Source organism: Pseudomonas sp. B21-054 (genome assembly GCF_026016345.1).
GTDB lineage: Bacteria > Pseudomonadota > Gammaproteobacteria > Pseudomonadales > Pseudomonadaceae > Aquipseudomonas.
In genome coordinates this window covers 5,680,345-5,703,291 of the sequence record NZ_CP087204.1, presented here as the reverse complement: position 1 = coordinate 5,703,291, position 22,947 = coordinate 5,680,345, and the positions used below count along the sequence as shown (strand labels likewise).

At 60.7% G+C, this 22,947-nt stretch carries 20 protein-coding genes, 1 pseudogene and 1 riboswitch; of the genes and pseudogenes, 12 read left to right on the top strand and 9 right to left on the bottom strand.

What is annotated here, in order from left to right:
* Nucleotides 1–165: 165 nt before the first annotated feature.
* A complete protein-coding gene (locus tag LOY70_RS24710) occupies nt 166–399 on the bottom strand; it encodes a hypothetical protein (RefSeq protein ID WP_123344771.1) in 234 nt (77 codons plus the stop codon).
* A 205-nt stretch (nt 400–604) separates the two neighbouring features.
* Between LOY70_RS24710 and LOY70_RS24705 the strand changes: the two genes are divergently transcribed.
* Nucleotides 605–1,189 carry a YajG family lipoprotein gene (locus tag LOY70_RS24705; protein ID WP_265029790.1) on the top strand — a complete coding sequence of 195 codons (585 nt, stop codon included), beginning with the start codon at nt 605–607 and terminating at the stop codon, nt 1,187–1,189.
* 880 nt (nt 1,190–2,069) lie between these two features.
* Here LOY70_RS24705 and LOY70_RS24700 read toward each other — a convergent pair.
* Both LOY70_RS24700 and LOY70_RS24695 read right to left on the bottom strand, forming a co-directional pair.
* Nucleotides 2,070–3,245, bottom strand: coding sequence for an integrase core domain-containing protein (locus LOY70_RS24700; protein WP_265028313.1), 1,176 nt, complete (start codon nt 3,243–3,245; stop codon nt 2,070–2,072).
* Nucleotides 3,246–3,516: 271 nt separating this feature from the next.
* A complete protein-coding gene (locus LOY70_RS24695; protein WP_025215433.1) occupies nt 3,517–3,723 on the bottom strand; it encodes a hypothetical protein in 207 nt (68 codons plus the stop codon).
* Nucleotides 3,724–3,954: 231 nt separating this feature from the next.
* Between LOY70_RS24695 and LOY70_RS24690 the strand changes: the two genes are divergently transcribed.
* Nucleotides 3,955–4,236 carry a hypothetical protein gene (locus LOY70_RS24690; RefSeq protein ID WP_265029787.1) on the top strand — a complete coding sequence of 94 codons (282 nt, stop codon included), beginning with the start codon at nt 3,955–3,957 and terminating at the stop codon, nt 4,234–4,236.
* A 146-nt stretch (nt 4,237–4,382) separates the two neighbouring features.
* Here LOY70_RS24690 and LOY70_RS24685 read toward each other — a convergent pair whose 3' ends face one another.
* The gene (locus tag LOY70_RS24685; protein ID WP_265029785.1) at nt 4,383–5,549 is read right to left on the bottom strand and encodes a 1-acyl-sn-glycerol-3-phosphate acyltransferase; all 1,167 of its coding nucleotides are present in this window, start codon (nt 5,547–5,549) and stop codon (nt 4,383–4,385) included.
* 139 nt (nt 5,550–5,688) lie between these two features.
* Here LOY70_RS24685 and LOY70_RS24680 point away from each other — a divergent pair, with 139 nt between their 5' ends.
* From LOY70_RS24680 to LOY70_RS24670, 3 genes are read left to right on the top strand one after another with little or no spacing between them, the layout of a single operon-like run.
* Nucleotides 5,689–5,871 carry a CPXCG motif-containing cysteine-rich protein gene (locus LOY70_RS24680; protein WP_265029784.1) on the top strand — a complete coding sequence of 61 codons (183 nt, stop codon included), beginning with the start codon at nt 5,689–5,691 and terminating at the stop codon, nt 5,869–5,871.
* An 11-nt stretch (nt 5,872–5,882) separates the two neighbouring features.
* Nucleotides 5,883–6,143 (top strand): DUF2007 domain-containing protein, encoded by a 261-nt coding sequence (locus LOY70_RS24675; RefSeq protein ID WP_265029783.1) that lies wholly within the window; start codon nt 5,883–5,885, stop codon nt 6,141–6,143.
* Between the two features lie 35 nt (nt 6,144–6,178).
* On the top strand, nt 6,179–6,802 hold the full coding sequence (locus LOY70_RS24670) for an SOS response-associated peptidase (protein WP_025215428.1): 624 nt from the start codon (nt 6,179–6,181) through the stop codon (nt 6,800–6,802).
* Nucleotides 6,803–7,044: 242 nt separating this feature from the next.
* On the opposite strand, the gene LOY70_RS30270 is transcribed toward LOY70_RS24670, so the two are convergent.
* Together LOY70_RS30270 and LOY70_RS30265 are read right to left on the bottom strand one after the other, a co-directional pair.
* Nucleotides 7,045–7,788: a methyl-accepting chemotaxis protein gene (locus LOY70_RS30270; RefSeq protein WP_413776657.1), complete on the bottom strand. Its 744-nt coding sequence runs from the start codon at nt 7,786–7,788 to the stop codon at nt 7,045–7,047.
* Nucleotides 7,789–7,902: 114 nt separating this feature from the next.
* Nucleotides 7,903–8,097: pseudogene (locus LOY70_RS30265) on the bottom strand (HAMP domain-containing protein); the annotation flags it as partial.
* Nucleotides 8,098–9,400: 1,303 nt separating this feature from the next.
* Here LOY70_RS30265 and LOY70_RS24660 point away from each other — a divergent pair.
* Complete coding sequence (locus LOY70_RS24660) at nt 9,401–10,216, top strand: M48 family metallopeptidase (RefSeq protein WP_265029779.1); 816 nt, start codon at nt 9,401–9,403, stop codon at nt 10,214–10,216.
* 75 nt (nt 10,217–10,291) lie between these two features.
* On the opposite strand, the gene LOY70_RS24655 is transcribed toward LOY70_RS24660, so the two are convergent.
* The 3 genes from LOY70_RS24655 to LOY70_RS24645 form a co-directional block, all read right to left on the bottom strand.
* Nucleotides 10,292–10,876, bottom strand: a complete 585-nt coding sequence (locus tag LOY70_RS24655; protein WP_265029778.1) for a TMEM165/GDT1 family protein — start codon at nt 10,874–10,876, stop codon at nt 10,292–10,294.
* 90 nt (nt 10,877–10,966) lie between these two features.
* A riboswitch (yybP-ykoY riboswitch) is annotated at nt 10,967–11,087 on the bottom strand.
* A gap of 51 nt (nt 11,088–11,138) precedes the next feature.
* The gene (locus LOY70_RS24650) at nt 11,139–12,137 is read right to left on the bottom strand and encodes a class I SAM-dependent methyltransferase (RefSeq protein ID WP_123344763.1); all 999 of its coding nucleotides are present in this window, start codon (nt 12,135–12,137) and stop codon (nt 11,139–11,141) included.
* Nucleotides 12,138–12,182: 45 nt separating this feature from the next.
* Nucleotides 12,183–13,148, bottom strand: coding sequence for a 2-hydroxyacid dehydrogenase (locus LOY70_RS24645; RefSeq protein ID WP_265029775.1), 966 nt, complete (start codon nt 13,146–13,148; stop codon nt 12,183–12,185).
* Nucleotides 13,149–13,262: 114 nt separating this feature from the next.
* Between LOY70_RS24645 and LOY70_RS24640 the strand changes: the two genes are divergently transcribed.
* From LOY70_RS24640 to LOY70_RS24615, 6 genes are all read left to right on the top strand, one after another.
* Entirely contained in the window at nt 13,263–13,892 is a 630-nt protein-coding gene (locus LOY70_RS24640) for a LysE family translocator (protein ID WP_265029774.1), read from the top strand.
* A 145-nt stretch (nt 13,893–14,037) separates the two neighbouring features.
* Nucleotides 14,038–15,720, top strand: coding sequence for a fatty acid--CoA ligase (locus tag LOY70_RS24635; protein WP_265029773.1), 1,683 nt, complete (start codon nt 14,038–14,040; stop codon nt 15,718–15,720).
* A 331-nt stretch (nt 15,721–16,051) separates the two neighbouring features.
* On the top strand, nt 16,052–17,908 hold the full coding sequence (locus tag LOY70_RS24630) for a DUF1302 domain-containing protein (RefSeq protein ID WP_265029772.1): 1,857 nt from the start codon (nt 16,052–16,054) through the stop codon (nt 17,906–17,908).
* Nucleotides 17,909–17,933: 25 nt separating this feature from the next.
* Nucleotides 17,934–19,298, top strand: coding sequence for a DUF1329 domain-containing protein (locus LOY70_RS24625; protein WP_123344758.1), 1,365 nt, complete (start codon nt 17,934–17,936; stop codon nt 19,296–19,298).
* A gap of 337 nt (nt 19,299–19,635) precedes the next feature.
* Nucleotides 19,636–22,374, top strand: coding sequence for a LuxR C-terminal-related transcriptional regulator (locus LOY70_RS24620; protein ID WP_265029771.1), 2,739 nt, complete (start codon nt 19,636–19,638; stop codon nt 22,372–22,374).
* Nucleotides 22,375–22,424: 50 nt separating this feature from the next.
* Nucleotides 22,425–22,925, top strand: coding sequence for a methylated-DNA--[protein]-cysteine S-methyltransferase (locus LOY70_RS24615; protein ID WP_265029769.1), 501 nt, complete (start codon nt 22,425–22,427; stop codon nt 22,923–22,925).
* Nucleotides 22,926–22,947: the final 22 nt, after the last annotated feature.

Genomic DNA, 22,947 nt, shown 5'->3' with positions numbered 1-22,947 from the left:
CTCGATCTGTGTGGGCGGCTCTCTGTGGGCGTTGCGGGGTGCCAATACCAGCGCATCAGCGGTGTTGCGAGGCCCGATCAGGAGACGTCCTTATAATCGGGGGGAGATTGTATCGAAGAAACGCAGGGAAATGGTCGTGTTTAATGACTTTTATTAGCCGTCCGGTCAGATGACCAACAGTTGCCGGTTACGTGCCTGGGCACGAAGCGGTTGCACACGGGCACTGGCGGGCAATGGCTGGTGCAGCCAGTTGAGCCGGATCTCTTCGATTTCCACCCAGCCTTCGCCCATGGGCTGCAGGCTGCACTGCTTGAAGGCCTGGCAGCAGCCGTTGCGATCCAGCAGGGCGAAACTGCGGTGATGCGGGCGCGGGGTGAACAGGGAAATAAGAAAGCGCATGGTCGGATACCGGTTCGGGGAGCTTGTGAGAAGCCTGACAGCGAGCCATGACAGGCCAGTGTAAGGACCGTGACAATGGGGTGACAGGAACCGGCAATCACGCCCCGTGTCAGACATTTCAGTATTCATCGTAAGGCGCTAGTTCACTGCGATGGCGCACCGCTATACTGCCGGCCTGTTTGTGCCCGATTCTGGAGAGAAGAGCATGTTGCAACGCCTGTTGTTCGGTTTGATCGCCGTGACCAGTCTGACCCTCGTCGGCTGCGCCCACAGCCCGCAACAACTTAACCCGGAGCCCACGCTCAATGCCCAGCTGGCGCCTGTAGGTCGCGGCCAGCCGGTGGTGGTGCGGGTTGTGGATGGTCGCCCGTCGCCGACGCTCGGCACCCGTGGCGGGCTGTATCCGGAAACCAGCGTGATCACGGTGCAGGGCGCGCAGATCCTGCCCAAGTTGCAGGCCCAGGCTGAAGCCGCGGTGCGTTTGCTGGGCTTCACTCCCACCGCCAACGCCATGAATGCCCCGCAACTGACGGTGACCCTGGCCGAGCTCAAGTACCAGTCGCCCAAGGAAGGCATGTATGTGACTGAAGCTACCATTGGCGCGACTTTCCGCTCCGATGTGCAGAATGCCAACCGTCGCTACAGTGGTCGTTACGGTGCTTCGCTGGATCAGCGCTTTGGTATGGCGCCCAATCAGGACACCAATACCAAGTTGGTTAGCGATGTGTTGAGCGATGCGTTGACCCGGTTGTTCAAGGACCCGACCATTGGGCAGGTTCTGGCTGAGTAACGTTTCGGTTTGTATGTAGAGATTGTGATTCAAGGAAAACGGTGCTTCTTCTGGGATGAGGAAGCGCCGTTTTTTTTTGCTCGGCTTTTTGGGATTTTAGTTCGTGTGTATATCCGTTGCTGCGGTAACGGCTACTTATGGTTCCGCTCTTACAGCGGGTCACTTTCGAAAAGCGCGAAAGTAACCAAAGCGCTTTTGCCCCACCACTCGGTGCCTCGCCTAGGCTCGGCATGCCCGAACGCAGGCATTGTTCCGTGGGCCCGCCGCGAAGGGCCATCCATGGCCCAGCGCGGCTATCCCGGCATCCATGCCGGGATGCCCACTCCACAATGCCTGCGTTCGGCCAGCGTGGTTAATGGGGCGCCCCAGATCAAAATCAAAAGCTAAAGCGAGGCGGCCTTATAGCCGACCTGGTTTGGGATGAACGCGTTCCTCCTGTGGGAGCGGGCTTGCTCGCGAAGGCGATGTCATTGTCGATGAGGATGTTGCGTTTGCTGGCCTCATCGCGAGCAAGCTCGCTCCCACAGTTTTTTTGTGTTTGTTTGCAGATGCCATGAACGCCCACAACCCCATGTGGGAGCGAGCTTGCTCGCGATAGCGGTGGTCCAGTCACATAGATGCTGGATATACCCCCCGCTCTTGCTCTGCTTTAGATCTTGATCTTGATCTTGATCTGGACGCCCCATTAACCACGCTGGCCGAACGTAGGCATTGCGCAGTGGGCACCTCGGCATGGATGCCGAGGTAGCCGCGCTGGGCCATGGATGGCCCTTCGCGGCGGCCCACGGAGCGATGCCTGCGTTCGGGCATGCCGAGCCTAGGCGAGGCACCGAGTGGTGGGGCTGTACGGAACAACCACATGGGTTACAAAAAAGTGCATTCACATAGGTGACACTTTGATTGAAACGTAGCCGTTCTTGGCATTTCTCGCATTAACATGACCCAGGATCACCGGCCCGAAGATCACATTCCATATCCCATCACCAATCATCTCCATGCCGATGGTCTGATAACAGAGCAAATTACCTACATAAACCCTCATACCGCCTCGATTGATGATCCCATTACTATCGGCCAGGTAACTTTCGATATGGCTCGCATAAGTCATTTCAGGCAGCGTTTCGGGATACATTCGAGTTGAAGGCGTATAACAGGCAGCAGGCGTTTTCTGTCCCAGCGACTCGTGCCCACGCTCGTAATTGTAGTGCTGTCTGAAACGATCAAAATGACGTTGCTGGGCCTCCCAAGCAATAGCCGCAGGTTGAGGCAACGTACTTTTCAGCGTCCGATGCATGCGCTCGTGACGCCCATTTTGATCCGGGCGGCCCGGCTCGATCCGCTCAGGGATGATCCCGAGTCTCATCCACCAGATCGACAGCTGTGACAGCCCCGCACGACTCGTACTGGCAAACGGTACGCCATTGTCGGTACGAATCCGTTCCGGCAGCCCATACTCACGAAAAACCCGCTCGAAGGTTTCCTGGGTTTCCTTGAAGTTGGTGCTGCCCATGCTCTGGCAAGCCAGTAGAAAGCGACTGGCATGATCCATGATTGTCAGTGGATAGCACCAAACACCTGCCCCGGTCAGATACTGACCTTTGTAATCAGCGCTGAAGAGCTGGTTGGGATTCTCTGCCTTGTGCAAAGGCTTGGGATAAACAGCCACACGCCTGCGCAAAGGCCGAGGCGTGATCAAATCAGCTGCCTTGAGTACATTATAAATGGTCGTTTTCGACGGCGGATCCTGATCAGGAAAACGCTGCACGAGGCAGTTTTGAATTTTCTTCGGGCCGGGAATCGTCTCGCCAATGGAGCGAAGCTCAATGATCGCCTGTTTCACGACCAGGGGCACAACATAGGTTTGGTTGTGCCGGCGGCGGCTACGCTCATCAAGCCCACCGGGGCCCTCTGTTTCGTATCGTTTAACCCATTTGTACGCAGTCTTTCGGCTGATCTCATAGTCCCGGCACAGCTGACTTAAGCTGTGCTCTTTGGACAGATAATCCGCGATGAACATCACTTTCAGGTCCATAGGTTTCAGCTCTCTCCAGGGCATGGTCAGATCCTCGCGAAATCGACCCTGCCAGTTAAAAACTGTTACCTATGTGCGTGAACTGATTTGTAACCCATGTGGGTGAGTCATACCGGGCAAAGCGCTTTGGTTACTTTCGCGCTTTTCGAAAGTGACCCGCCGTAAGGGCGGAACCATAAGTAGCCGTTACCGCAGCAACGGATATACACACAAACCAAGAAACCCCAACCGCAAAGAGATATCCAGTCCAGGAGCGGGAAGATCAACTCCCCGCTGGCATCCGTAAGCGCGGACTTCATGCCGCCTGGGAATACAGCTCCAAAACACTAATCCCAGTCAGCAGATCAGTCTCCGGCAAGTCAGCATGTTGATGACCACCGAGGGCGCAATACACCAGCCAATGTCGATCCTGCACATTAAAGGACAGACTGCCAACAAGGTTCTGTTGTTCTTCGCTCGGGCTGATGAGATAGAGACGATCCTGGTTCTCGGCGTGAAGCATGACGGATTCCGTGCAGGTTTGAAGGGCGACAGAGTGGCCTAATCAGATGACGAAACCGTGACGGACGAAATTAACCCAAGGCGCAATCCCCTCGTCACAAAAGAACCAAACGCTGCGGCGGGATCGTTACTGGTCGGAAAAAACGGCGCAGGATGGAAGGCTTTCGGTAGAATCCGCGCCCTGCTCGTAGGTCCCGGGCGCGTCCTGTTCGTTTTTCGCTTGAGGTTTGTGATGTCGCTGCATGTGCTTTCGTTGTTCGCTGCCCACCCCGCCAAACTGATCAACCTGCTGGCGTTGCTGCTTGCCTGCCCGGGCGGCTGGGTACTGCACGCTACGCGCCGCCGCGAACAACGGGCGCGGGCTTGCCTGGAAGCACGTAATCGCGCAGGCAACGAGCGATTCGAAGCGCTGCTGGACCTGGCCACTCAGCGCATGAACCGGTTTTTCTATCGTTTCGGTTTTGCCTGCCTGGCGCTGGCGCTGCTGATGTCTTGGATCAGCACGCAGTTCTGATGAAAGCCCGTGGCGAGGGAGCTTGTTCCCGCTGGGCTGCGAAGCAGCCCCTCTTGAAAAGGCCAATCCAACCCCAGATTTAAGCGCAAACCTGTTTTTTGCGATTGCTGCGCAATCGAGCGGGGATAAATCCCCTCGCCACAGCCTTACAGCGCCAGCCCCGCCTTGACCCGATACTGATTACGCACTGGCGTCGCATACTGCTGCACCAGGAACGGCCGGTGTTCTTCCGGACAAGCCTCCAGTCGGCGTTGCCATTCTTCCTCGGCCTTGGCCAGTTCTTCGGCACCAAACACCTCGGCCGCCTCAGGCACCTGCAACTGCGGGTCGGCGTCGGCCCATTGGGCGTAGGCCAGGTAATGCACCGGGAACAGCCGATAGCCACCGAGAATCTGCCGGTCCATCTCCAAGGCCAATTGCTTGGTGTCCTCGAACAGTTCGGTGATCGGCGCGGCGAAGTTCACGTGGACCCGGCCCTTGTAGCCGGTGATGCCCTTGGCGATGCTCACGTCGTCCTCGCCCGGGACCTTGGTGTAGGTGCCTGTGGTGGCGCGGATGTACAGCTCGCGGGCCTTGGCCTGGTCGCACGGGTCGTATTCGTAGCTGATGGACACTGGCGTGAGGTTCAGTGACTGGATCACTTCGCCGAACGGCTCGTCCTTGCGGCTCATGTGGAACATCTTGAGGATTGCCGATTCGGTACGGTCGTCGCCGTCCTTGGCCCGACCCTCGGCCTGGGCGATCCAGATGGAAGCACAATCGTTGCGAATCGAGTGGTTGATGTACGCCGACAGCAATTGGTACGCCGCCATTTTCTCCCGCCGTCCGGTGATGGAGCGGTGCACGATGAAACTCTTGTTCAAGCGCATCAGGTCGCTGACGAATGGCTTTTGCAGCAGGTTATCGCCAATGGCGATGCGCGGGGTCGGCAGACCGGCGTGGTACACGGCATAGTTGACGAAGGCCGGGTCCATGACGATGTCGCGGTGGTTGGCGATGAACAGGTACGCACTGCCGGACTTGAATTGCTCCACCCCGGTGTAGGTCACGCCATCGGTGGCCCGCTCGATGGTGTGGTCGACATAGAACTCCACTTTATCCTGCAAAGTGGCGACCGATGTCACGCCAGCGAACTCACGACGCAATCTTTGCGCTATAAGAGGTTTGAGCATCCAGCCGAAGGCGCCGGCCAGGCGTGGGAAGCGGAAGTGGGTGAGGATATCTAGAAACGCCTTGTCGCCGAGCAGCCGTGCCAGCACCGCTGGGACTTCGCTGTCGTCGTAAGGTCGGATGGCATCGAATTCGCCCATCATGCTCTCTTGTTGGAAACGGCTAGGGTAAGTAAAAGTGTGTTCGAAAAACCGACAGGGCAGGGGCTGAAACATCAGCCGGACACTAATAGCCCTGCAAATAGACCGGCGATTATACGCACAAGTCACCTGGGAGACCGCGATGCTGGAAACCGCGCATTATGAATGTCCGTATTGTGGCGAAGGGGTTGAGACTCTCGCGGATCTGTCCGGCGGCGACCAGACCTATATTGAGGACTGTCAGGTTTGTTGCAAGCCAATCACCTTTGTCCTGCAGGTGCATGGTGAAGAGTGGCATCTCGAGGTCTTGAGCGAAAACGAGTGATGGGGGCGTCCATGCAGCGAATCTACGAACTGGAGAACCTGATGGAAGGCGAATTGCTCCAAGGCATGCTCGCCAGCGAAGGCATCACGGCGCACCTGGTGGGCCGCGATCTGATGGGCGGTGCGGGGGAATTGCCGATGCAGGGCTTGTTGGGGCTGGCGGTGGAGGACGACAGGGCGCAATCCGCCCGGGAGTTGATCGCAGCCTACAATGCCGCGCTGCCACTGCTCGGCGATGAACCGGACAGTTACCCCGGCACGCTGGTCTGCTAGGCTGGCGGCCGGTTGATCAAGAGTCGTGTTGCCCCATGTGTGGACGTTATGCCCTGTTTCGCTGGAACCCCACCTTCGCGGCCTTGCCCGGCTTTCCTGCCGATCAGAAGGCCCAGTGGAATATCTCGCCCAATGATTCGGTGCTGATGCTGCGTGTCGGCGCCGAAGGGCAGCGCGAACTGGCCCGGGCGCGCTGGGGCCTGACGCCGCCGTGGCTGACCGACCTGTCCCGCACGCCCGCCCACGCCCGGGCCGAAACCGTGGCCGAGCAACCGATGTTCCGTGAAGCCTTGCGCCAGCGTCGCTGTCTTTTGCCGGCCAACGGCTTCTACGAATGGCGCGGCGGTACGCGCAAGCGTCCTTACTGGCTGACGCCGGGAGAGGGTTCGTCGTTGTTCTTTGCTGCGATCTGGGAGGCGTATCCGGTGCAGGAGCAGGTATGGCTGAGTACGGCGGTCATTACCCAGCCGGCGGCGGGCCAGCGTCGGCCGTTGATCCTGGACGAAGAGGGCCAGCGCCTGTGGCTCGACCCCGAGACGCCGCTGCACGCGCTGCAGGGGTTGCTGGCCAGCGAGCCGGCGCAATTGCGCGAGCGGGTGTTGGCCAACATGGTCAATGATCCGAAGCTCAATGGGCCGGAGTGCCTGACTCCGGCTTGAGTTGGGTGAAGCCTGTGCTGGCCTCATCGCGAGCAAGCTCGCTCCCACAGTGGGCTGCGGGTGTTTACAGCAACTGTGTTCACCGCCAATCCCTGTGGGAGCGAGCTTGCTCGCGAAAGCGGTACACCCGACACCGGTGCATCGCCTGACACACCACCTTCGCGAGCAAGCCCCTCTCACAGGATTTGTGGATAACCGCAATCCCTTGTGGGAGCGAGCTTGTTCGCGATGAGGCCTCTGGATCAAACCCTGAATTGGTTGATCAAGCGCCGCTGCTGCTCCGCCAGTTTGGTCAACCCGGCACTGGCGGCGCTGGACTCGTCGGCGCCGCTGGCCACTTCGTTCGCCACTTGCCCGATGTTGATCACGTTGCGGTTGATGTCATCGGCCACGGCGCTCTGTTCCTCGGCGGCGCTGGCGATCTGGGTGTTCATGTCGTTGATCACCGACACGGCCTGAGTGATCGTTTCCAGGGCCAGGGCCGCTTTTGCCGCGTGCTGCACACTTTCATCGGTGCGCTGCTGGCTGTCCTCCATCACCCGCACCACGTCCCGGGTGCCTTGTTGCAGCTGCTGGATCATCGTCTGGATTTCTCCCGTGGCATGCTGGGTCTTCTGCGCCAGGTTGCGCACTTCATCGGCCACCACCGCGAAACCACGACCTTGCTCACCGGCCCGGGCGGCCTCGATGGCGGCGTTGAGGGCCAGCAGGTTGGTCTGTTCGGCGATCCCGCGAATCGCGGTCAGGATCGCGTTGATGTTCTCGCTGTCCTTGGCCAGGGTTTGCACCACGCCAACAGCCCTGCCGATCTCAACGGCGAGGGCGCCGATGGAAGTGGAGGTGTCCCGCACGATCTGCATGCCCTGGCTGGCGGCCTGGTCGGCGTGACTGGCGGCTTGGGCGGCCTGGGTCGCGTTGCGCGCCACGTCCTGGGCGGTGGCGGTCATTTCGTGCACGGCGGTGGCGACCTGATCGATCTCCGACATTTGCTTGTGCACGCCCTGGTTGGTGCGGATCGCGATGTCGGCGGTATGCTCCGACGAATCGCTGACACTCTGCACCGAGGTCACCACCTGGGTGATCATCCCTTGCAACTTGCTCAGGAAGGTATTGAAGCCCCTGGCAATCGCCCCGAGTTCATCGGCGCGATCGCTGACCAGGCGACGGGTCAAGTCACCTTCGCCCTGGGCGATGTCATCGAGCATTGCCACCATTTGCTTGAGCGGTCGGGCAATGCCGTGGCCCACCAGCCAGATCACCAGCAGGCCAATACCGGCAATCACCAGGCCCACCATCGCCATGCCGAAAATGTCGGCCTGGCGCTGGTGGTCGAGATCTTTCTGCAAGGCTTGCAGGTCAGCCATGACCGCATTCAGCGGCAATTGCAGCATCAGGGTCCAACGGGCGTTGGTTTCGCCGATGCCGAACGGCATGTACACCTCGATATGCCCGTGTTCTTCGTCGATGTCGTAGCGCACCTCGCCGACGCCCAGCTTGGCCAGGTTGTCCAATTCGCTGGCATCCAGCAGGTCGCTGGCTTTTTCCCCGAGTTTGCTCGGGTCCTTGGTGAAGGCCACCAGCCGGTTGTTACTCGAGAGCAAGGCCATTTCCCCGGCGCCGTCGTACAGCTTGCCGTCGGCGGCCACGAGCATGTCCTGGATGAAGTTCACCGACAGGTCGGCGCCGACAATGCCCTGGAACTTGCCGTCGATCAGGATCGGTTCGATGAACGAGGCGAGCATGGTCATCGTGCTGCCGACGCGATAGGGCGCCGGGTCGATCACGCAGGCTTTCTTGCTGTCCTGGGAGCACAGGTAATACTCACTGGCGCGAATGCCGGTGGAAAGCAGTTTCTGGTCGGTCACGTCGGCGAGTTTTTCCAGCCCGAGGGTACCGTCCTGATTGCGGAACCACCACGGCAGGAAACGTCCATTGGCTTCCATGCCCACCACCGGGCTGTTCACATAATTGGCGTCGTCGTGGTCGATGGCGTTCGGCTCCCAGGCGATGTAGGCGCCGAGAATTTTCGGGTTGCGCACCACGGTTTCCCGCAGCAGGCTGATCAGTTGCTCGCGCGGTACCTTCAGTTGCGGGTTGCCGTCCGCGCCGTTCATGCCCATCAAGGCGTTGCTGGTGGCCAGGCCACGGGCGAGCAACAGCGGCGCTTCCAGTTCCCGCTGGATCAGGCTGGCCTGGGTGCGGGCCAGGGCGCTGAGGCGTTGTTCGATGAGTTGCTCGAACTGTGCCTTGGTCCGCTGTTGCACCATCTCCTGGGTGCGAGCGCCGGCAAACAACGCGTACAGCACCAGGGCGCCGACCACGCTGAGCACGATGGCACCGGCCAGGGCGGCCACGGAAAACTGGATCGATTTGAACTTCATAAAGGCTCCGGACGCGAAGATGACGCTGGAGCCTGTATCGGCATTTCTGTGCAACGGCATGAGGCGCTGTTCGTCGAGTGACTGTTTTGGCTTCGTGGTTGTCGCAAATGGACAGGATGGGACTTGTCTGAAAAAACGCCAAACCTGCGCGGTGTATCTGGCGCCGATACAAATCAACGCCTACGATACGCCCACGTTTCCAGGGAGCTTCTTAAGTATGAACAAGACATTGATGGTGAGTGCTCTGAGCGCGGCTTTGCTGCTCGCCGGTTGTCAGTCGGTCAACACCACCAGCGGCGGTGCTGTGGGCGTGGAGCGCAAGCAGTACATGTTCAGCATGCTGTCGACCGATGAGGTCAACCAGATGTACGCCCAGTCCTATCAAAAGACCATGGGCGAGGCGAGCGCCCAGGGGGTACTGGACAAGACCAGCAGCGATGCCAAGCGCGTCCAGGCCATTTCCAGCCGGCTGATCAACCAGGCTCCGGTGTTCCGTCCGGATTCGGCGCAATGGAACTGGGAAGTGAACCTGATCAAGAGCGATGAACTCAACGCCAGCTGCGGTCCCGGCGGGAAAATCATTTTCTACACGGGTTTGATCAACAAGCTGAAGCTCACCGACGATGAAATCGCCGCGATCATCGGCCACGAAATCGCCCACGCTCTGCGCGAGCACGGGCGTGAAGCGATGTCCAAGGCCTATGGCATCGAGATGGCTAAGCAGGGCGCCGGTGCCATATTCGGCCTGGGCCAGGACAGCCTGGCATTGGCCGATACCGTGGCCAACTATGGCATGACCCTGCCCAACAGCCGCGGCAACGAAAACGAAGCCGACCTGATCGGCCTCGAACTGGCCGCCCGCGCCGGCTACAACCCGAATGCGGCGATTACCTTGTGGAACAAAATGGCCAAGGCATCGGAAGGGGCACCGCCGGAGTTCATGAGCACCCACCCGTCATCGGACAGCCGGATCGCTTCCCTGCAGGCGGCGATTCCGAAGGTGATGCCGCTGTATCAGCAGGCCAAGAAGTAACCGCACTGATCATTCCCACGCTCTGCGTGGGAATGCCGCCCGGGACGCTCCGCGTCCCCCATCAGTCGAGAAGTATCAAACCCACCCACTGCTCTGCATCGCCTTGTACACCGCCACGATCGCCAGGACGAAAAATGCCGAGGCGGCCAGGCGGCGGATCAGCGTCAGGGGCAGTTTCTCGGCGGCGAAATTGCCCGCCACTACCACTGGCACGTTGGCAATCAGCATGCCCACGGTGGTGCCGATGATCACCAGCCACAGTTCCGGGTACTGCGCGGCGAGCATCACCGTGGCGATCTGCGTCTTGTCACCGATTTCCGCCAGGAAAAACGCAATCAGTGTGGTCAGGAACGGTCCGAATTTGCGGGCCGTGTTGGCTTCTTCGTCGTCCAACTTGTCCGGGACCAGGGTCCACAGCGCCGTGGCCGCGAAGCTCGCAGCCAGGATCCAGTGCAAGACCGCATCCGAGAATATGCTCCCGACCCAGGCCCCCACCGCACCGGCCGCCGCATGGTTGGCGAGCGTCGCCGCAACGATGCCGGCGATGATCGGCCAGGGTTTGCGAAAGCGAGCCGCAAGAATGAGTGCGAGCAATTGCGTCTTGTCGCCGATTTCGGCCAGCGCAACGATAGCGGTAGGTACGAGGAGAGAGTCCAGCATCAGGTGATTCCTAGAGGGGCGGGTCGACACGGCTATGACACGTACAGCCTTCCCGCCCCGGGTAAGGTGTGCGTGTCATAGGTCTTGTCAAACCCAGCGACCATCTGCGTGGACGCTTGGGCCGCATACGCCATGGTCTGCTGACCAAGTATGTTGACGTATGCCGGGCGAGCATGGCGCTCGCGGGAGACTACTCCCCTAGGACGGAGCGGATTCTGCCTAGGCAAATCCGATTGGGCAAGTGCTGTTTTTTAAAAAGGCTTCAGCCGCGCTTGGCCCGGTAGATGCGAAAACCCTGGCCCTCGGCCTTGATCGCACACACGCCCAAATGCTCTTCGATCAGCGGCTGGTACTTGAGGAAACTGTTCGCGACCAAGCGCAGTTCGCCGCCGTTTTTCAGATGTTTGGCCGCTTTTCGCAGCAGGTTTTCCGTGGCGTGGTAATCGGTGTGCACGCCGACATGGAACGGCGGGTTGCTCAGGATCGCGCTCAAACCCATCGGCGCGGCGTCGATCCCGTCACCGGTCAGCACCTCGGCTTCCAGGCCGTTGGCGGCCAGGGTCAGGCGACTGCTGGCGGCGGCGAACGCATCCACGTCCAGCAGCGTGACCGTGTTGTGCGGATAGCGCCGCTTGACCGCCGCCCCCAGTACACCGGCCCCGCAGCCGAAGTCCAGCAAATGGCCGCTGGGCAGTTTGTCCAGGTGTTCCAACAGCAGCGCACTGCCGCGATCCAGGCGACCATGGCTGAACACCCCCGGCAGGCTGATGACCTTCAGCGGGCCTTCGTCCAGGGGCAACTCGTAGGTCTGGGCCAGGCTTTCCAGGGGCTTGGCCTCGGGCGCGTTGGCGACGGTGACCTGCCACAGTTGGCAATGCCGTGCGCTATCGAGCTTGCGCGGCTTGCCGAACGGGTTGAGCTGCTTGGACGCGCCTTCGATGCCGCTGCGCTTTTCCCCCACCAGGTACACCTCGCGACCGGCCAGGCGTGCCGCCACGGCATTGAGGATGTAATCGGTCAGGTCCTTGGCCTTGGGCAGGAACACCACGGCGGTGTCGAACGCACGCTCGGGCACGTTTACACCAAAGTGGCTGCGCTCGGGGAAACGGGCATCCAGCGCGGCCTGATCGCCGGCATGCCAGCACCAGCCATGGGCTTCGGGCAAACGGCCGAGCAGATCGTCGGCGGGCAGCCCGGCGAGCAGGACCGAGCCCTGGAATAACTCGGGCTGACGAAGCAGTACTTCACTGCGCGGATCCATGGTCTGCTCCTTGATAAAGCGGGTAAAAAAAAGTGCGGCAGTTTATCAACTGACGACCCGCTGTGCTGCACCGCTGAAAAAGCCTTGGGCGTTTTCGGTCATTTGACCGACGATCCGTTGCCGCGCCTCGCGGCTGCCCCAGGCGTTGTGGGGCGTGACGATCAGCCGGGGAATGTCGCCGGCCAGCAGTGGGTTGCCTTGGGTCGGCGGCTCGACGCTGAGCACGTCGGTGGCGGCCCCGCCCAGGTGGCCGTTGCGCAGTGCCTCGGCCAGGGCCTGTTCGTCGATCAGGCCACCGCGGGCGGTGTTGATCACGAAGGCTCCCGGCTTGAGCAGCGCCAGTTCCCGGGCGCCGATGAAGTGTCGGGTGTGCTCGTTGAGCGGGCAGTGCAAGGTCAGGGCATCGACTTGCGGCAGCAGTTGATCCAGCGGCAAGCGGTCGGGGCGGGCAGGGCGCCCGGGAATCTGCCCCAGCAACACGCGCATGCCAAAGGCTTCGGCCAGCCGCCCGACGGCGCTGCCCAGTTCACCGTGGCCCAATAACCCGAGGGTCTTGCCTTGCAGTTCGACGATTGGATAGTCCAGCAGGCAGAACTGCGTGGCCTGTTGCCAACGACCGTCCCCCACCGCTTTTTGATAATCGCTCAGGCGTGTCGCCAGGTTCAGTAACAGCATGATCGTGTGCTGGGCCACCGATGGCGTGCCGTAGCCCTGGCAATTGCACACCGTAATGCCCTGTTGGCGTGCGGCGGCCAGGTCGACATTGTTCGTGCCGGTAGCACTGATCAGAATCAGTTTCAGCTCGGGGCTGGCGGCCATGGCCGCCGCATCGATCACGACTTTGTTGGTGATCGCCACCGTGGCACCCATGAGCCGTTCGGTCACCTGCTCCGGTGTGGTCCGATCGAACAATTGCAGTTCGCCAAAGCACCTGCGCAGCGGCTCCAGGTCCAGATCGCCAAGGTCCAGGGAAGGGTGGTCTAGAAAAACTGCGCGGGCGTTGTTTGTCATCAGCTGTACCTTTTCTGTCATGAACCGAAGGCGTAATGTGGCGAGCCTATCAGATGAATTGCGGCCCAGGCGCCGCTGCATTCACTTAACAAGGCCTGCCCTTCAGGAGCCCCCATGTACCTCACCGAATTCCTCACCGTCGCCCTGATCCACCTGCTGGCCGTCGCCAGTCCCGGGCCGGACTTTGCCGTGGTGGTGCGTGAAAGCGTGACCCATGGCCGCCGTGCCGGGACCTGGACGGCGCTGGGCGTTGGCACGGCGATTTTCCTGCATGTCGGCTATTCGCTGTTGGGTATCGGCCTGATCGTGTCCCAGTCGATCGTGCTGTTCAACGCGCTGAAATGGGCCGCCGCCGCGTATCTGCTGTACATCGGCTTCAAGGCGTTGCGCGCAAGACCAGCCAAGCCGACGGCGGAAAACCTGCACAAAGAGGTCGGCGAGCGTACCGCCCGCGGCGCGTTCACCTCGGGCTTCGTCACCAATGGCCTGAACCCCAAGGCGACGCTGTTTTTCCTTTCGCTGTTCACCGTGGTGATCAACCCGCATACACCTTTGGCGATCCAGGCCGGTTACGGTGTGTACCTGGCGGTCGCGACGGCGATCTGGTTCTGCCTGGTGGCCATGCTGTTCAGCCAGCAGCGGGTACGCGCCGGTTTTGCGCGCATGGGCCACTGGTTCGACCGGACCATGGGCGCGGTACTGGTCGCTATTGGCGTGAAACTGGCCTTTACCGAGATGCATTGACCGGACCCTGTCGCTGCACGGGGATGGCTCAAGGCTAGTATTTACGCGGGGATCAAATCATTCCTTTGGCTGATTTGATCCGTGTATAAGCGCTCTAGAGTGCTTACCTCCAGCCAAGACCGTGCAGTCAGAAAAGGGACACTTTATGTTGCAGACTCGCGTTATTCCTCCAGCCGAAGGCGTTTATCAATACCCGCTGCTGATCAAGCGGCTGCTGATGTCCGGGGCGCGTTACGAGAAAACCCGCGAGATCATTTACCGCGACCAGTTGCGCTACAGCTATCCAACGCTGATCGAACGGGTCGCGCGGCTGGCCAATGTGCTGACCGAGGCAGGGGTCAAGGCCGGTGACACCGTGGCGGTGATGGACTGGGACAGCCATCGTTACCTGGAATGCATGTTCGCGATCCCGATGATCGGCGCGGTGATCCACACCATCAACGTGCGCCTGTCACCGGAACAGATCCTCTACACCATGAACCACGCCGAGGACCGCTTCGTGCTGGTCAACAGCGAGTTCGTCGGCTTGTACCAGGCGATCGCGGGGCACCTGACCACCGTGCAGAAGACGCTGCTGCTGACCGACCTGCCGGAAAAAACCGCCGACCTGCCGAACCTCGTGGGTGAATACGAACAACTGCTCGCCGCTGCCGGCCCGACCTACGACTTCCAGGACTTCGACGAAAATTCCGTCGCCACCACGTTCTACACCACCGGCACCACGGGCAATCCCAAGGGCGTGTACTTCACCCATCGGCAACTGGTGCTGCACACCATGGGCGTGGCGACCATCATGGGCTCCATCGACAGTGTGCGGCTACTGGGCACCAACGACGTGTACATGCCGATTACGCCGATGTTCCATGTGCACGCCTGGGGTTTGCCCTACGTGGCGACCATGCTCGGGCTCAAGCAGGTCTACCCCGGCCGTTACGATCCCGAGTTCCTGGTCCAGCTGTGGCGCAAGGAAAAGGTCACTTTTTCCCATTGTGTGCCGACCATCCTGCAGATGCTGCTCAACGCCAAGGGCGCCCAGGGCACCGATTTCGGCGGCTGGAAAATCGTCATTGGCGGCAGTGCCCTGAACCGCAGCCTCTACGAAGCGGCCAAGGCCCGGGGCATCCAGCTCACCGCCGCCTACGGCATGTCGGAAACCGGCCCGCTGGTGTCCTGCGCCCACCTCAATGACGAGCTGATGGCCGGCAGCGAAGACGAGCGCACCACCTACCGGATCAAGGCCGGCGTGCCGGGGCCACTGGTGGAGGCGGCGATCATCGATGCCGAGGGCCGTTTCCTGCCCGCCGATGGCGAGACCCAAGGCGAACTGGTGCTGCGCGCGCCTTGGCTCACCGAAGGCTATTTCAACGAGCCACAGAAGGGCGCCGAACTGTGGAACGGCGGCTGGTTGCACACCGGCGATGTCGCCACGCTCGACAGCATGGGCTTTATCGACATCCGTGACCGGATCAAGGACGTGATCAAGACCGGTGGCGAATGGATTTCGTCCCTGGACCTGGAAGACCTCATCAGCCGTCACGTGGCGGTACGCGAAGTAGCAGTGGTCGGCATTCCCGATCCGCAGTGGGGCGAGCGGCCGTTTGCCTTGCTGGTGATCCATGAAGGGCATCAGATTGGGGCTCGGGAGCTCAAGGAACATCTCAAGCCGTTCGTCGAGCTGGGGCACCTGAGCAAGTGGGCGATCCCGAGCCAGATCGCCCTTGTTACGGAAATTCCCAAGACCAGCGTTGGCAAGCTCGACAAGAAACGTATCCGCGTCGACATCACCGAATGGCAGAGCAACAACAGCACCTTCCTCTCGACGCTTTAAATGCTTTTGCCGTGCCCGAAAGGGCACGGCAGCCCCGCCAAGCAAGCGCTTGTCTTGTCAAAACGGAAATTTCAGCCATCCTTGCCGTGTCGACACCTGTCGGCCTGGCATAAGGACTGTTCCAGAGTGGTCGAGGCTACAAATCACACTTTAGAGGGATCAAGCGGTACTCCCTGCTGGCTATAGTCCGCGTAAGAATTTTCAAAAACGGAACGCACGTACTAAACGGGCGCTGCGACTTTGAACGGAGGGCGGGACATGCCGCTTCCAGCCGTTGAAAGGGTTCTTGAAAATCTGTCTGCCATAACAATAAGCACATGGAGTAGCGTCGATGACCACAGCACACACGTTCTGGCGCCGGGCGAAACTGCCTTTGGCGGTCAGTCTTGCCTCTTCGCTGGCCGGCCCAGCATTCGGCGTCAGTTTCAACATCGGTGAAATCGAAGGCCAATTCGACTCTTCCCTGTCGGTGGGAGCGAGCTGGTCGACGGCCAAGGCCAACAGGGACCTGATCGGCGTCAACAACGGCGGCCGGGGGCTGTCGCAAACCTCCGATGACGGTCACTTGAACTTCAAGCGCGGGGAAACCTTCTCGAAGATCTTCAAGGGTATTCACGACCTGGAACTGAAGTACGGCGATACCGGCGTGTTTGTGCGCGGCAAATATTGGTACGACTTTGAACTCAAGGACGAAAACCGTCTGTACAAGGACATCAGCGACAGCAACCGCAAGGAAGGCGCCAAGTCGTCCGGCGGGCAGATTCTCGATGCGTTCGTTTATCACAACTATTCCATTGCCGATCAGCCGGGCTCGGTGCGTTTGGGCAAGCAGGTGGTCAGTTGGGGGGAAAGTACCTTCATTCAGGGCGGCATCAACTCCATCAACCCGGTCGATGTGTCTGCGTTCCGTCGCCCCGGTGCCGAGGTCAAGGAAGGCTTGATCCCGGTGAACATGTTCTACGTGTCCCAGAGCCTGACCGACAATTTGTCGGCTGAAGCCTTTTACCAATTGGAGTGGGACCAGACCGTTACGGATAACTGCGGGACGTTCTTTTCCCAACCGGATGTGATTGCCGATGGCTGCGACGATAACCTGAGGGTGTTGAATAAGCGCTCCAGGATTCCAGGCGCAGCCTTGCCGGCCTTGGGTGCATTTGGTGTGGATGTGAACGAGGAGGGGGTCCTGGTTCGCCGTGGTCCTGATCGAGACGCCCGAGACAGCGGCCAGTGGGGCGCGTCCTTGAAATACATGTTCGAGCCACTGGACACCGAATTCGGTGCCTACTTCATGAACTACCACAGCCGTGCGCCGATTTTCAGTGCCACGGGAGCCGCACAGCGATTCTACTCCACACCATTGGGGGCATTGGCGGCATTGCGTCCCTTGGTCGTGGCGGGTAACTCCAATTACTTCGTTGAGTACCCGGAAGACATCCGGCTCTATGGCCTGAGCTTCTCCACCACCTTACCCACCGGGACGGCCTGGAGCGGTGAGCTGAGTTACCGACCGAACGCGCCAGTACAATTGAGCACCACCGATATTCTCTTTGCGGGTGTCACTCCCATTCCGGGTTTTGGTAACGCCTCGGTGCTCGATGGTGTCCCAGGCCAGGACCTGCACGGCTATCGTCGCAAGGAAATCACCCAGTTCCAGACCACCTTTACTCACTTCCTCGATCAAGTCATGGGCGCCAGTCGTCTGACCCTGGTGGGTGAAATTGGTGTGACACACGTGGGCGGTTTGGAGAGCAGATCTGACGCTCGCTATGGTCGCGACCCGGTGTTCGGTCCGGGCGAGCTGCCCAGTGGTTTCTGTAACACGCTCAACGCCTCGACTGCCGCAGGTGGCGGCAAGGCCAGCAGCGGGGTGAACAGCAATTGCAACAACGACGGTTTCACCACCTCCACGTCCTGGGGCTACCGCGCTCGCGCCATCTGGGAATACCCGGACGTCTTCGCTGGCGTGAACCTCAAGCCCAACGTGGCCTGGTCCCATGACGTCAAAGGCTACTCGCCAGGCCCTGGCGGCAACTTCGAGGAAGGTCGCAAGGCCGTCAGCCTCGGGCTGGATGCCGACTACCAGAACACCTACAACGCGAGCCTGGCCTACACCAACTTCTTTGGTGGTGACTTCAGCACCGTGGACGATCGCGACTTCCTGGCGCTCAGCGTCGGCGTGACCTTCTAAGCACAGTATTTCAGGACGACACATTATGAAAATAACAAAGAGTCTGATGCAGGCCGGTGTTTTGGGGCTATCCCTGCTGGCCGCCAGCGTCATGGCGGCGGTGCCTGCCGCCGAAGCCGACAAACTGGGCAAGAGTCTGACGCCGATGGGCGCCGAGATGGCGGGTAATGCCGATGGTTCGATTTCGGCCTGGAAACCCATGGCCAAGAACGCCGGCTCCGTGGACAGCAAGGGCTTCCTGGCCGACCCGTATGCCAGCGAGAAACCGTTGTTCACCATCACCGCGCAGAACGTCGAGCAGTACAAGGCCAAGCTCGCGCCGGGCCAGTACGCGATGTTCAAGCGCTACCCGGAAACCTTCAAGATGCCGGTCTACCCGACCCATCGCGGCGCCACCGTGCCGGATGACGTGTTCGCCGCCATCAAGAATAACGCGGTCAATACCAAGCTGGTGTCGGGGGGCAACGGCCTGGAGAACTTCCAGACAGCCGTGCCGTTCCCGATTCCCCAGAGCGGCGTCGAAGTCATCTGGAACCACATCACCCGCTATCGCGGCGGCAGCGTGACGCGCCTGGTGACCCAGGCCACGCCGCAACCCAACGGTTCCTATAGCCTGGTGTACTTCCGCGACCAGTTCGTGTTCCGCGACAAGATGAAGGATTTCGATCCGGCCAACCCTGGCAACATCCTGTTTTACTTCAAGCAGCAAGTGACCGCGCCGGCGCGTCTGGCCGGGGGCGTACTGCTGGTGCACGAAACCCTCGACCAGGTAAAGGAGCCTCGTTCGGCTTGGGTCTACAACGCCGGCCAGCGTCGCGTGCGCCGGGCACCGCAGGTGTCCTATGACGGCCCGGGTACTGCCGCCGACGGCCTGCGTACCTCCGACAACCTGGACATGTACAACGGTGCGCCGGATCGCTACGACTGGAAGCTGGAGGGCAAGAAGGAGCTGTACATCGCCTCCAACAGCTACAAGATCGATTCGCCGCAGCTCAAGTACGATGACATCATCAAGGCTGGCCACATCAACCAGGACCTGGCTCGCTACGAGTTGCGTCGCGTCTGGCATGTGACTGCGACCCTGAAGGAAGGCCAGCGCCACATCTATGCCAAGCGTGACTTCTACATCGACGAAGACACCTGGCAAGCGGCGGTGATCGATCATTACGACGGCCGTGGCCAGCTGTGGCGCGTGGCTGAGGCCCATGCCGAGAACTACTACGACAAGCAAGTGCCTTGGTATGCCCTGGAGACCCTCTACGACCTGCAGTCCGGCCGCTATTTGGCCCTGGGCATGAAGAACGAGGAGAAGTCGGCCTACGACTTCGGCTTCACCGCCACCACCGCCGACTTCACGCCGAACGCACTGCGTCAGGACGGTATCCGCTAGAGCGCTTTACCCGAGGCCGCATCCTCGAAGAAACGCCCCGACCTGGTTCGGGGCGTTTTTTATCCGCCGAAAACCGATCCTGTGGCGAGGGGATTTATCCCCGCTGGGCTGCGAAGCGGCCCCTTAGCCATCCACCTCGCAGTGTCTGGGAGATTATCTTCAAGCTTTTGGGGCTGCTTCGTGGCCCAACGGGGATAAATCCCCTCACCACAAAAAGCGGCATTCAGCTTGTAGCCTTTTTGTAGCCATTTGTAGTACTCCCTTCAATACCTCCTCGTTTACAGCTAGTCTGCGGACATCCGCAACGCCGCCACCCGCATTCCAACAAGAGCCGGCCATGACTGATCTGTCTTCACTTCCGGATTCTGCCCGCGCAGCCATAGCGGTCCAGGACGGGCGCTTCTATCGCCCGCCCTTGCCCGACGGTCACGTTGTGCGTCCGCGGTTGTGTGAGCGTTTGGGCGCGGGGCTTGGCGGCCGGCTGTTGTTGGTGAGTGCGCCGGCGGGGTTCGGCAAAAGCTCCCTGGCGGTGGAGTTCTGCCAGGGTCTGCCGGCCCACTGGCAAAGCCTCTGGTTGGGACTCAGTGCCAGAGACAACGATCCGGGACGTTTTCTGGAGCGGCTGCTCGACGGGCTCCAGGCCTTTTTCCCACAATTGGGAGGCCGGGCGTTGGGGTTGCTGAAAATGCGCCAGCGCCACCAACCCTTTGCTTTCGAAGAATGGCTCGACGGTCTGCTGGATGAACTGTCTACCCATCTGTCACCCCATAAACCCTTGCTGCTGGTGCTCGACGATTACCACCTGGCCCAAAGTCCGGTGCTGGATCGCTGCCTGCAGTTTTTCCTCAATCACCTGCCCGAAGGTCTGTTGGTGTTGGTCACCAGCCGCCAGCGTCCGGATTGGCATCTGGCGCGCCTGCGCCTGTCACGGCAATTGCTCGAGCTGAACGAGCAAGACCTGCGCCTGACCCATGACGAGGCTTTGACCCTGCTCCAGCATCACAGCAGCTCGTTGCGTGGGGAAGCCGTGGAAAACCTGATCCGACGCAGCGAAGGCTGGGTGGCCGGGTTGCGCTTCTGGTTGCTGGCCGCCGCCGAAGCCGGTACCGAAGGTTTGCTACCCCAGGCCCTGCACGGTGGGGAAGGGTTGATTCGCGATTACCTGCTTGAAGAAGTCATCGATTGCCTGCCCGCCGAGGTGCAGGCGTTTCTTTACGATACCGCCTCTCAGGAACGCTTTTGCAGCGAACTGTGCGACGCCGTGCGTGAAGCCCATGACAGCGCCGAGATCTTGGGTTTTCTGGCAGCTCATCAAGTGTTCCTGGTGCCACTGGACGAGCATGGCCACTGGTACCGGTACCACCACCTGTTTTCCGATCTGCTGCGCAGCCGGCCCAGTGCGCCGGCCATGGTACCGGCCGCGACCCTGCACCTGCGGGCTTGTCGCTGGTTCAACGCCCAGGGCCTGATCGACGAAGCCGTGGAACAGGCGCTGCGGGCCGGGCACCTGGACGTGGCGGCGAACCTGGTGCAGAACCTCTCGGAGGAGCAACTGCTGGCCGAGCAGAACGTCGGCATGCTGCTGCGCTGGAAAATGGACCTGCCCGACAGCCTGCTCATCAGCACTCCGCGCTTGATCGTGCTCTACAGCTGGGCACTGGGGCTGGCTTGTCAGCTGGATGCCGCTGAAGAACTGGCCGCCCACTTGAGTCGCTTCCTGCCGGCACCCTCGGCCACCGCGCAAAAATCCATGCTTGCCCAATGGCTGGCCCTCAGCGGCATCGTCGCCCGTGGTCGCGGCGACCGTGAAGCCACCGTGCGTTACTGCACCGAAGCCCTGGAGAGCTTGCCGCACAAACGCTACGGCCAGCGCTTGATGTGCCTGTCCACGCTGTCGAACCTGGCGATAGCCGACGGCGACTTGTGGCGCGCCCGCAGCTTGAACCGTGATTCCCTGGAGTTGGCCCAGCGGGTCGGCAATCCGCTGTTCGAGGCCTTGGCCCATTACGATCGTGCCCGGGTCTTGCAGGCCCGGGGAGAGATCCTGCGGGCGCTGGATGAAGTCCATCAGGGGTTGCAACGCTTGCACAAGCTGTCGCCCCAACGGCTTTACGCGGTACGGGCGCGGTTGATCCTGTACGAGGGTTTCCTGCTGACCTTGCGCATGCAACCCCAGGCCGGGTTGGCGCGGCTGCAGGCCGGTCTTACCGAGGCCCGGGCCTGCCGCGATATCAGTGTGTTGATTGGCCATTGCGTGATCGCCCGTATCGAAGGTTATAACGGCGAATTCGCCCGGGCCTTTGCCGAACTGGCCGAAGCCGAGCGCCTGATGCACATCTGGGATGTTCCGCCGATCTACTACCTGGCGATGATCACGCTGGTCAAATGCGAACTTTGGCTGACCCAAGGCCGTACTGACCTGGCCGAAGCCTGGTTGTTGCGCCTGGGGCAGACCTACACCGGCGAACAGGCTGCCGCGCCACCGGAATTTCACCCGCACCTGCCGCTGCATGTCGAATTGCAGCAGGCGCTGCTGGAGTCTATCCGGGGCCAACCGATGTTGGCTGAGGGGCGGCTCAATGCCTTGCTTGAACACAGCCAGCAGACCAACCGGCAGTTGCTCTACGTAATGGCGCTCAACCAGAAAGTCGCCTTGCTGCTGAGCCTCGGGCGCGAACCCGAAGCCCGCAGAACACTGACCCAGGCATTCGAAGCCGCCACCGGCGGTGTGCTGCAGCCCTTCGAGTGGTTGCTGGGCGAAGAACATCGTGAATGGCTGCGCGAGCAACTGCTGCATGCACCGTCCAGCCCCCTGCGCGAGCATCTGCTTGAGCGTCTGCCGTTGGTGGCGATTCAACCTGGCGACCCATTGGCACCTGTCGAAACCCTCAGCAGCCGCGAGCGAGCGGTGCTGCAGCTGATTGCCCAAGGCTGTTCGAATCAGGAAATCAGCGAGCAATTGTTCATCTCGCTGCACACCGTCAAGACCCACGCCAGTCACATCAACAGCAAACTCGGCGTGGAGCGCCGCACCCAGGCCGTGGCACGGGCGAAGGTGTTGGGATTGTTGGGCTGAGTGAGGTTTACTTGAACCAAGCCAGTCAGAGCCAGTGAAGGAAACGCTCGATGCTACCCCGATACAAAACCATCCAATCCCCCGTGGGCCAGCTGATCCTCGTCGCTCGGGAGACAAAACTGGCGGCCATCCTGTGGGAGAACGAACGCCTAAACCGGGTACGCCTGGGGCCGTTGGAAGAAGATATCCACCATCCGGTCCTCAAGGAAACCGAGCACCAGTTGATGGAATATTTTGCCGGTCAGCGCAGCCGTTTCGAGTTGGAACTGGACTTTGCCGGCACCGACTTCCAGGTCCGGGTGTGGCAGGCGCTGTTGGCCATTCCCTTCGGCGAAACCCGCAGCTACCGCGACATCGCCATCCAGATCGGCCAACCCACAGCGGTGCGCGCAGTGGGCGCGGCCAACGGCCGAAACCCCATCTCGATCATTGCCCCCTGTCACCGCGTCATCGGCACCTCTGGCAGCCTCACCGGTTTTGCCGGCGGCCTGGCGGCCAAACAGTTCCTGCTCAGCCTTGAAGGCCAGCAGACCCTGCAACTGGCGTTCTGAGCCTGCCGGTGAACCCCATACA

What these genes read in the sequence shown, in the direction of transcription:
- LOY70_RS24710 (WP_123344771.1), bottom strand. Translation starts at nt 399, where the DNA reads ATGCGCTTTCTTATTTCCCTGTTCACCCCGCGCCCGCATCACCGCAGT.
- LOY70_RS24705 (WP_265029790.1), top strand. Translation starts at nt 605, where the DNA reads ATGTTGCAACGCCTGTTGTTCGGTTTGATCGCCGTGACCAGTCTGACC.
- LOY70_RS24700 (WP_265028313.1), bottom strand. Translation starts at nt 3,245, where the DNA reads ATGCCCTGGAGAGAGCTGAAACCTATGGACCTGAAAGTGATGTTCATC.
- LOY70_RS24695 (WP_025215433.1), bottom strand. Translation starts at nt 3,723, where the DNA reads ATGCTTCACGCCGAGAACCAGGATCGTCTCTATCTCATCAGCCCGAGC.
- LOY70_RS24690 (WP_265029787.1), top strand. Translation starts at nt 3,955, where the DNA reads ATGTCGCTGCATGTGCTTTCGTTGTTCGCTGCCCACCCCGCCAAACTG.
- LOY70_RS24685 (WP_265029785.1), bottom strand. Translation starts at nt 5,549, where the DNA reads ATGATGGGCGAATTCGATGCCATCCGACCTTACGACGACAGCGAAGTC.
- LOY70_RS24680 (WP_265029784.1), top strand. Translation starts at nt 5,689, where the DNA reads ATGCTGGAAACCGCGCATTATGAATGTCCGTATTGTGGCGAAGGGGTT.
- LOY70_RS24675 (WP_265029783.1), top strand. Translation starts at nt 5,883, where the DNA reads ATGCAGCGAATCTACGAACTGGAGAACCTGATGGAAGGCGAATTGCTC.
- LOY70_RS24670 (WP_025215428.1), top strand. Translation starts at nt 6,179, where the DNA reads ATGTGTGGACGTTATGCCCTGTTTCGCTGGAACCCCACCTTCGCGGCC.
- LOY70_RS30270 (WP_413776657.1), bottom strand. Translation starts at nt 7,788, where the DNA reads ATGTCGGAGATCGATCAGGTCGCCACCGCCGTGCACGAAATGACCGCC.
- LOY70_RS24660 (WP_265029779.1), top strand. Translation starts at nt 9,401, where the DNA reads ATGAACAAGACATTGATGGTGAGTGCTCTGAGCGCGGCTTTGCTGCTC.
- LOY70_RS24655 (WP_265029778.1), bottom strand. Translation starts at nt 10,876, where the DNA reads ATGCTGGACTCTCTCCTCGTACCTACCGCTATCGTTGCGCTGGCCGAA.
- LOY70_RS24650 (WP_123344763.1), bottom strand. Translation starts at nt 12,137, where the DNA reads ATGGATCCGCGCAGTGAAGTACTGCTTCGTCAGCCCGAGTTATTCCAG.
- LOY70_RS24645 (WP_265029775.1), bottom strand. Translation starts at nt 13,148, where the DNA reads ATGACAAACAACGCCCGCGCAGTTTTTCTAGACCACCCTTCCCTGGAC.
- LOY70_RS24640 (WP_265029774.1), top strand. Translation starts at nt 13,263, where the DNA reads ATGTACCTCACCGAATTCCTCACCGTCGCCCTGATCCACCTGCTGGCC.
- LOY70_RS24635 (WP_265029773.1), top strand. Translation starts at nt 14,038, where the DNA reads ATGTTGCAGACTCGCGTTATTCCTCCAGCCGAAGGCGTTTATCAATAC.
- LOY70_RS24630 (WP_265029772.1), top strand. Translation starts at nt 16,052, where the DNA reads ATGACCACAGCACACACGTTCTGGCGCCGGGCGAAACTGCCTTTGGCG.
- LOY70_RS24625 (WP_123344758.1), top strand. Translation starts at nt 17,934, where the DNA reads ATGAAAATAACAAAGAGTCTGATGCAGGCCGGTGTTTTGGGGCTATCC.
- LOY70_RS24620 (WP_265029771.1), top strand. Translation starts at nt 19,636, where the DNA reads ATGACTGATCTGTCTTCACTTCCGGATTCTGCCCGCGCAGCCATAGCG.
- LOY70_RS24615 (WP_265029769.1), top strand. Translation starts at nt 22,425, where the DNA reads ATGCTACCCCGATACAAAACCATCCAATCCCCCGTGGGCCAGCTGATC.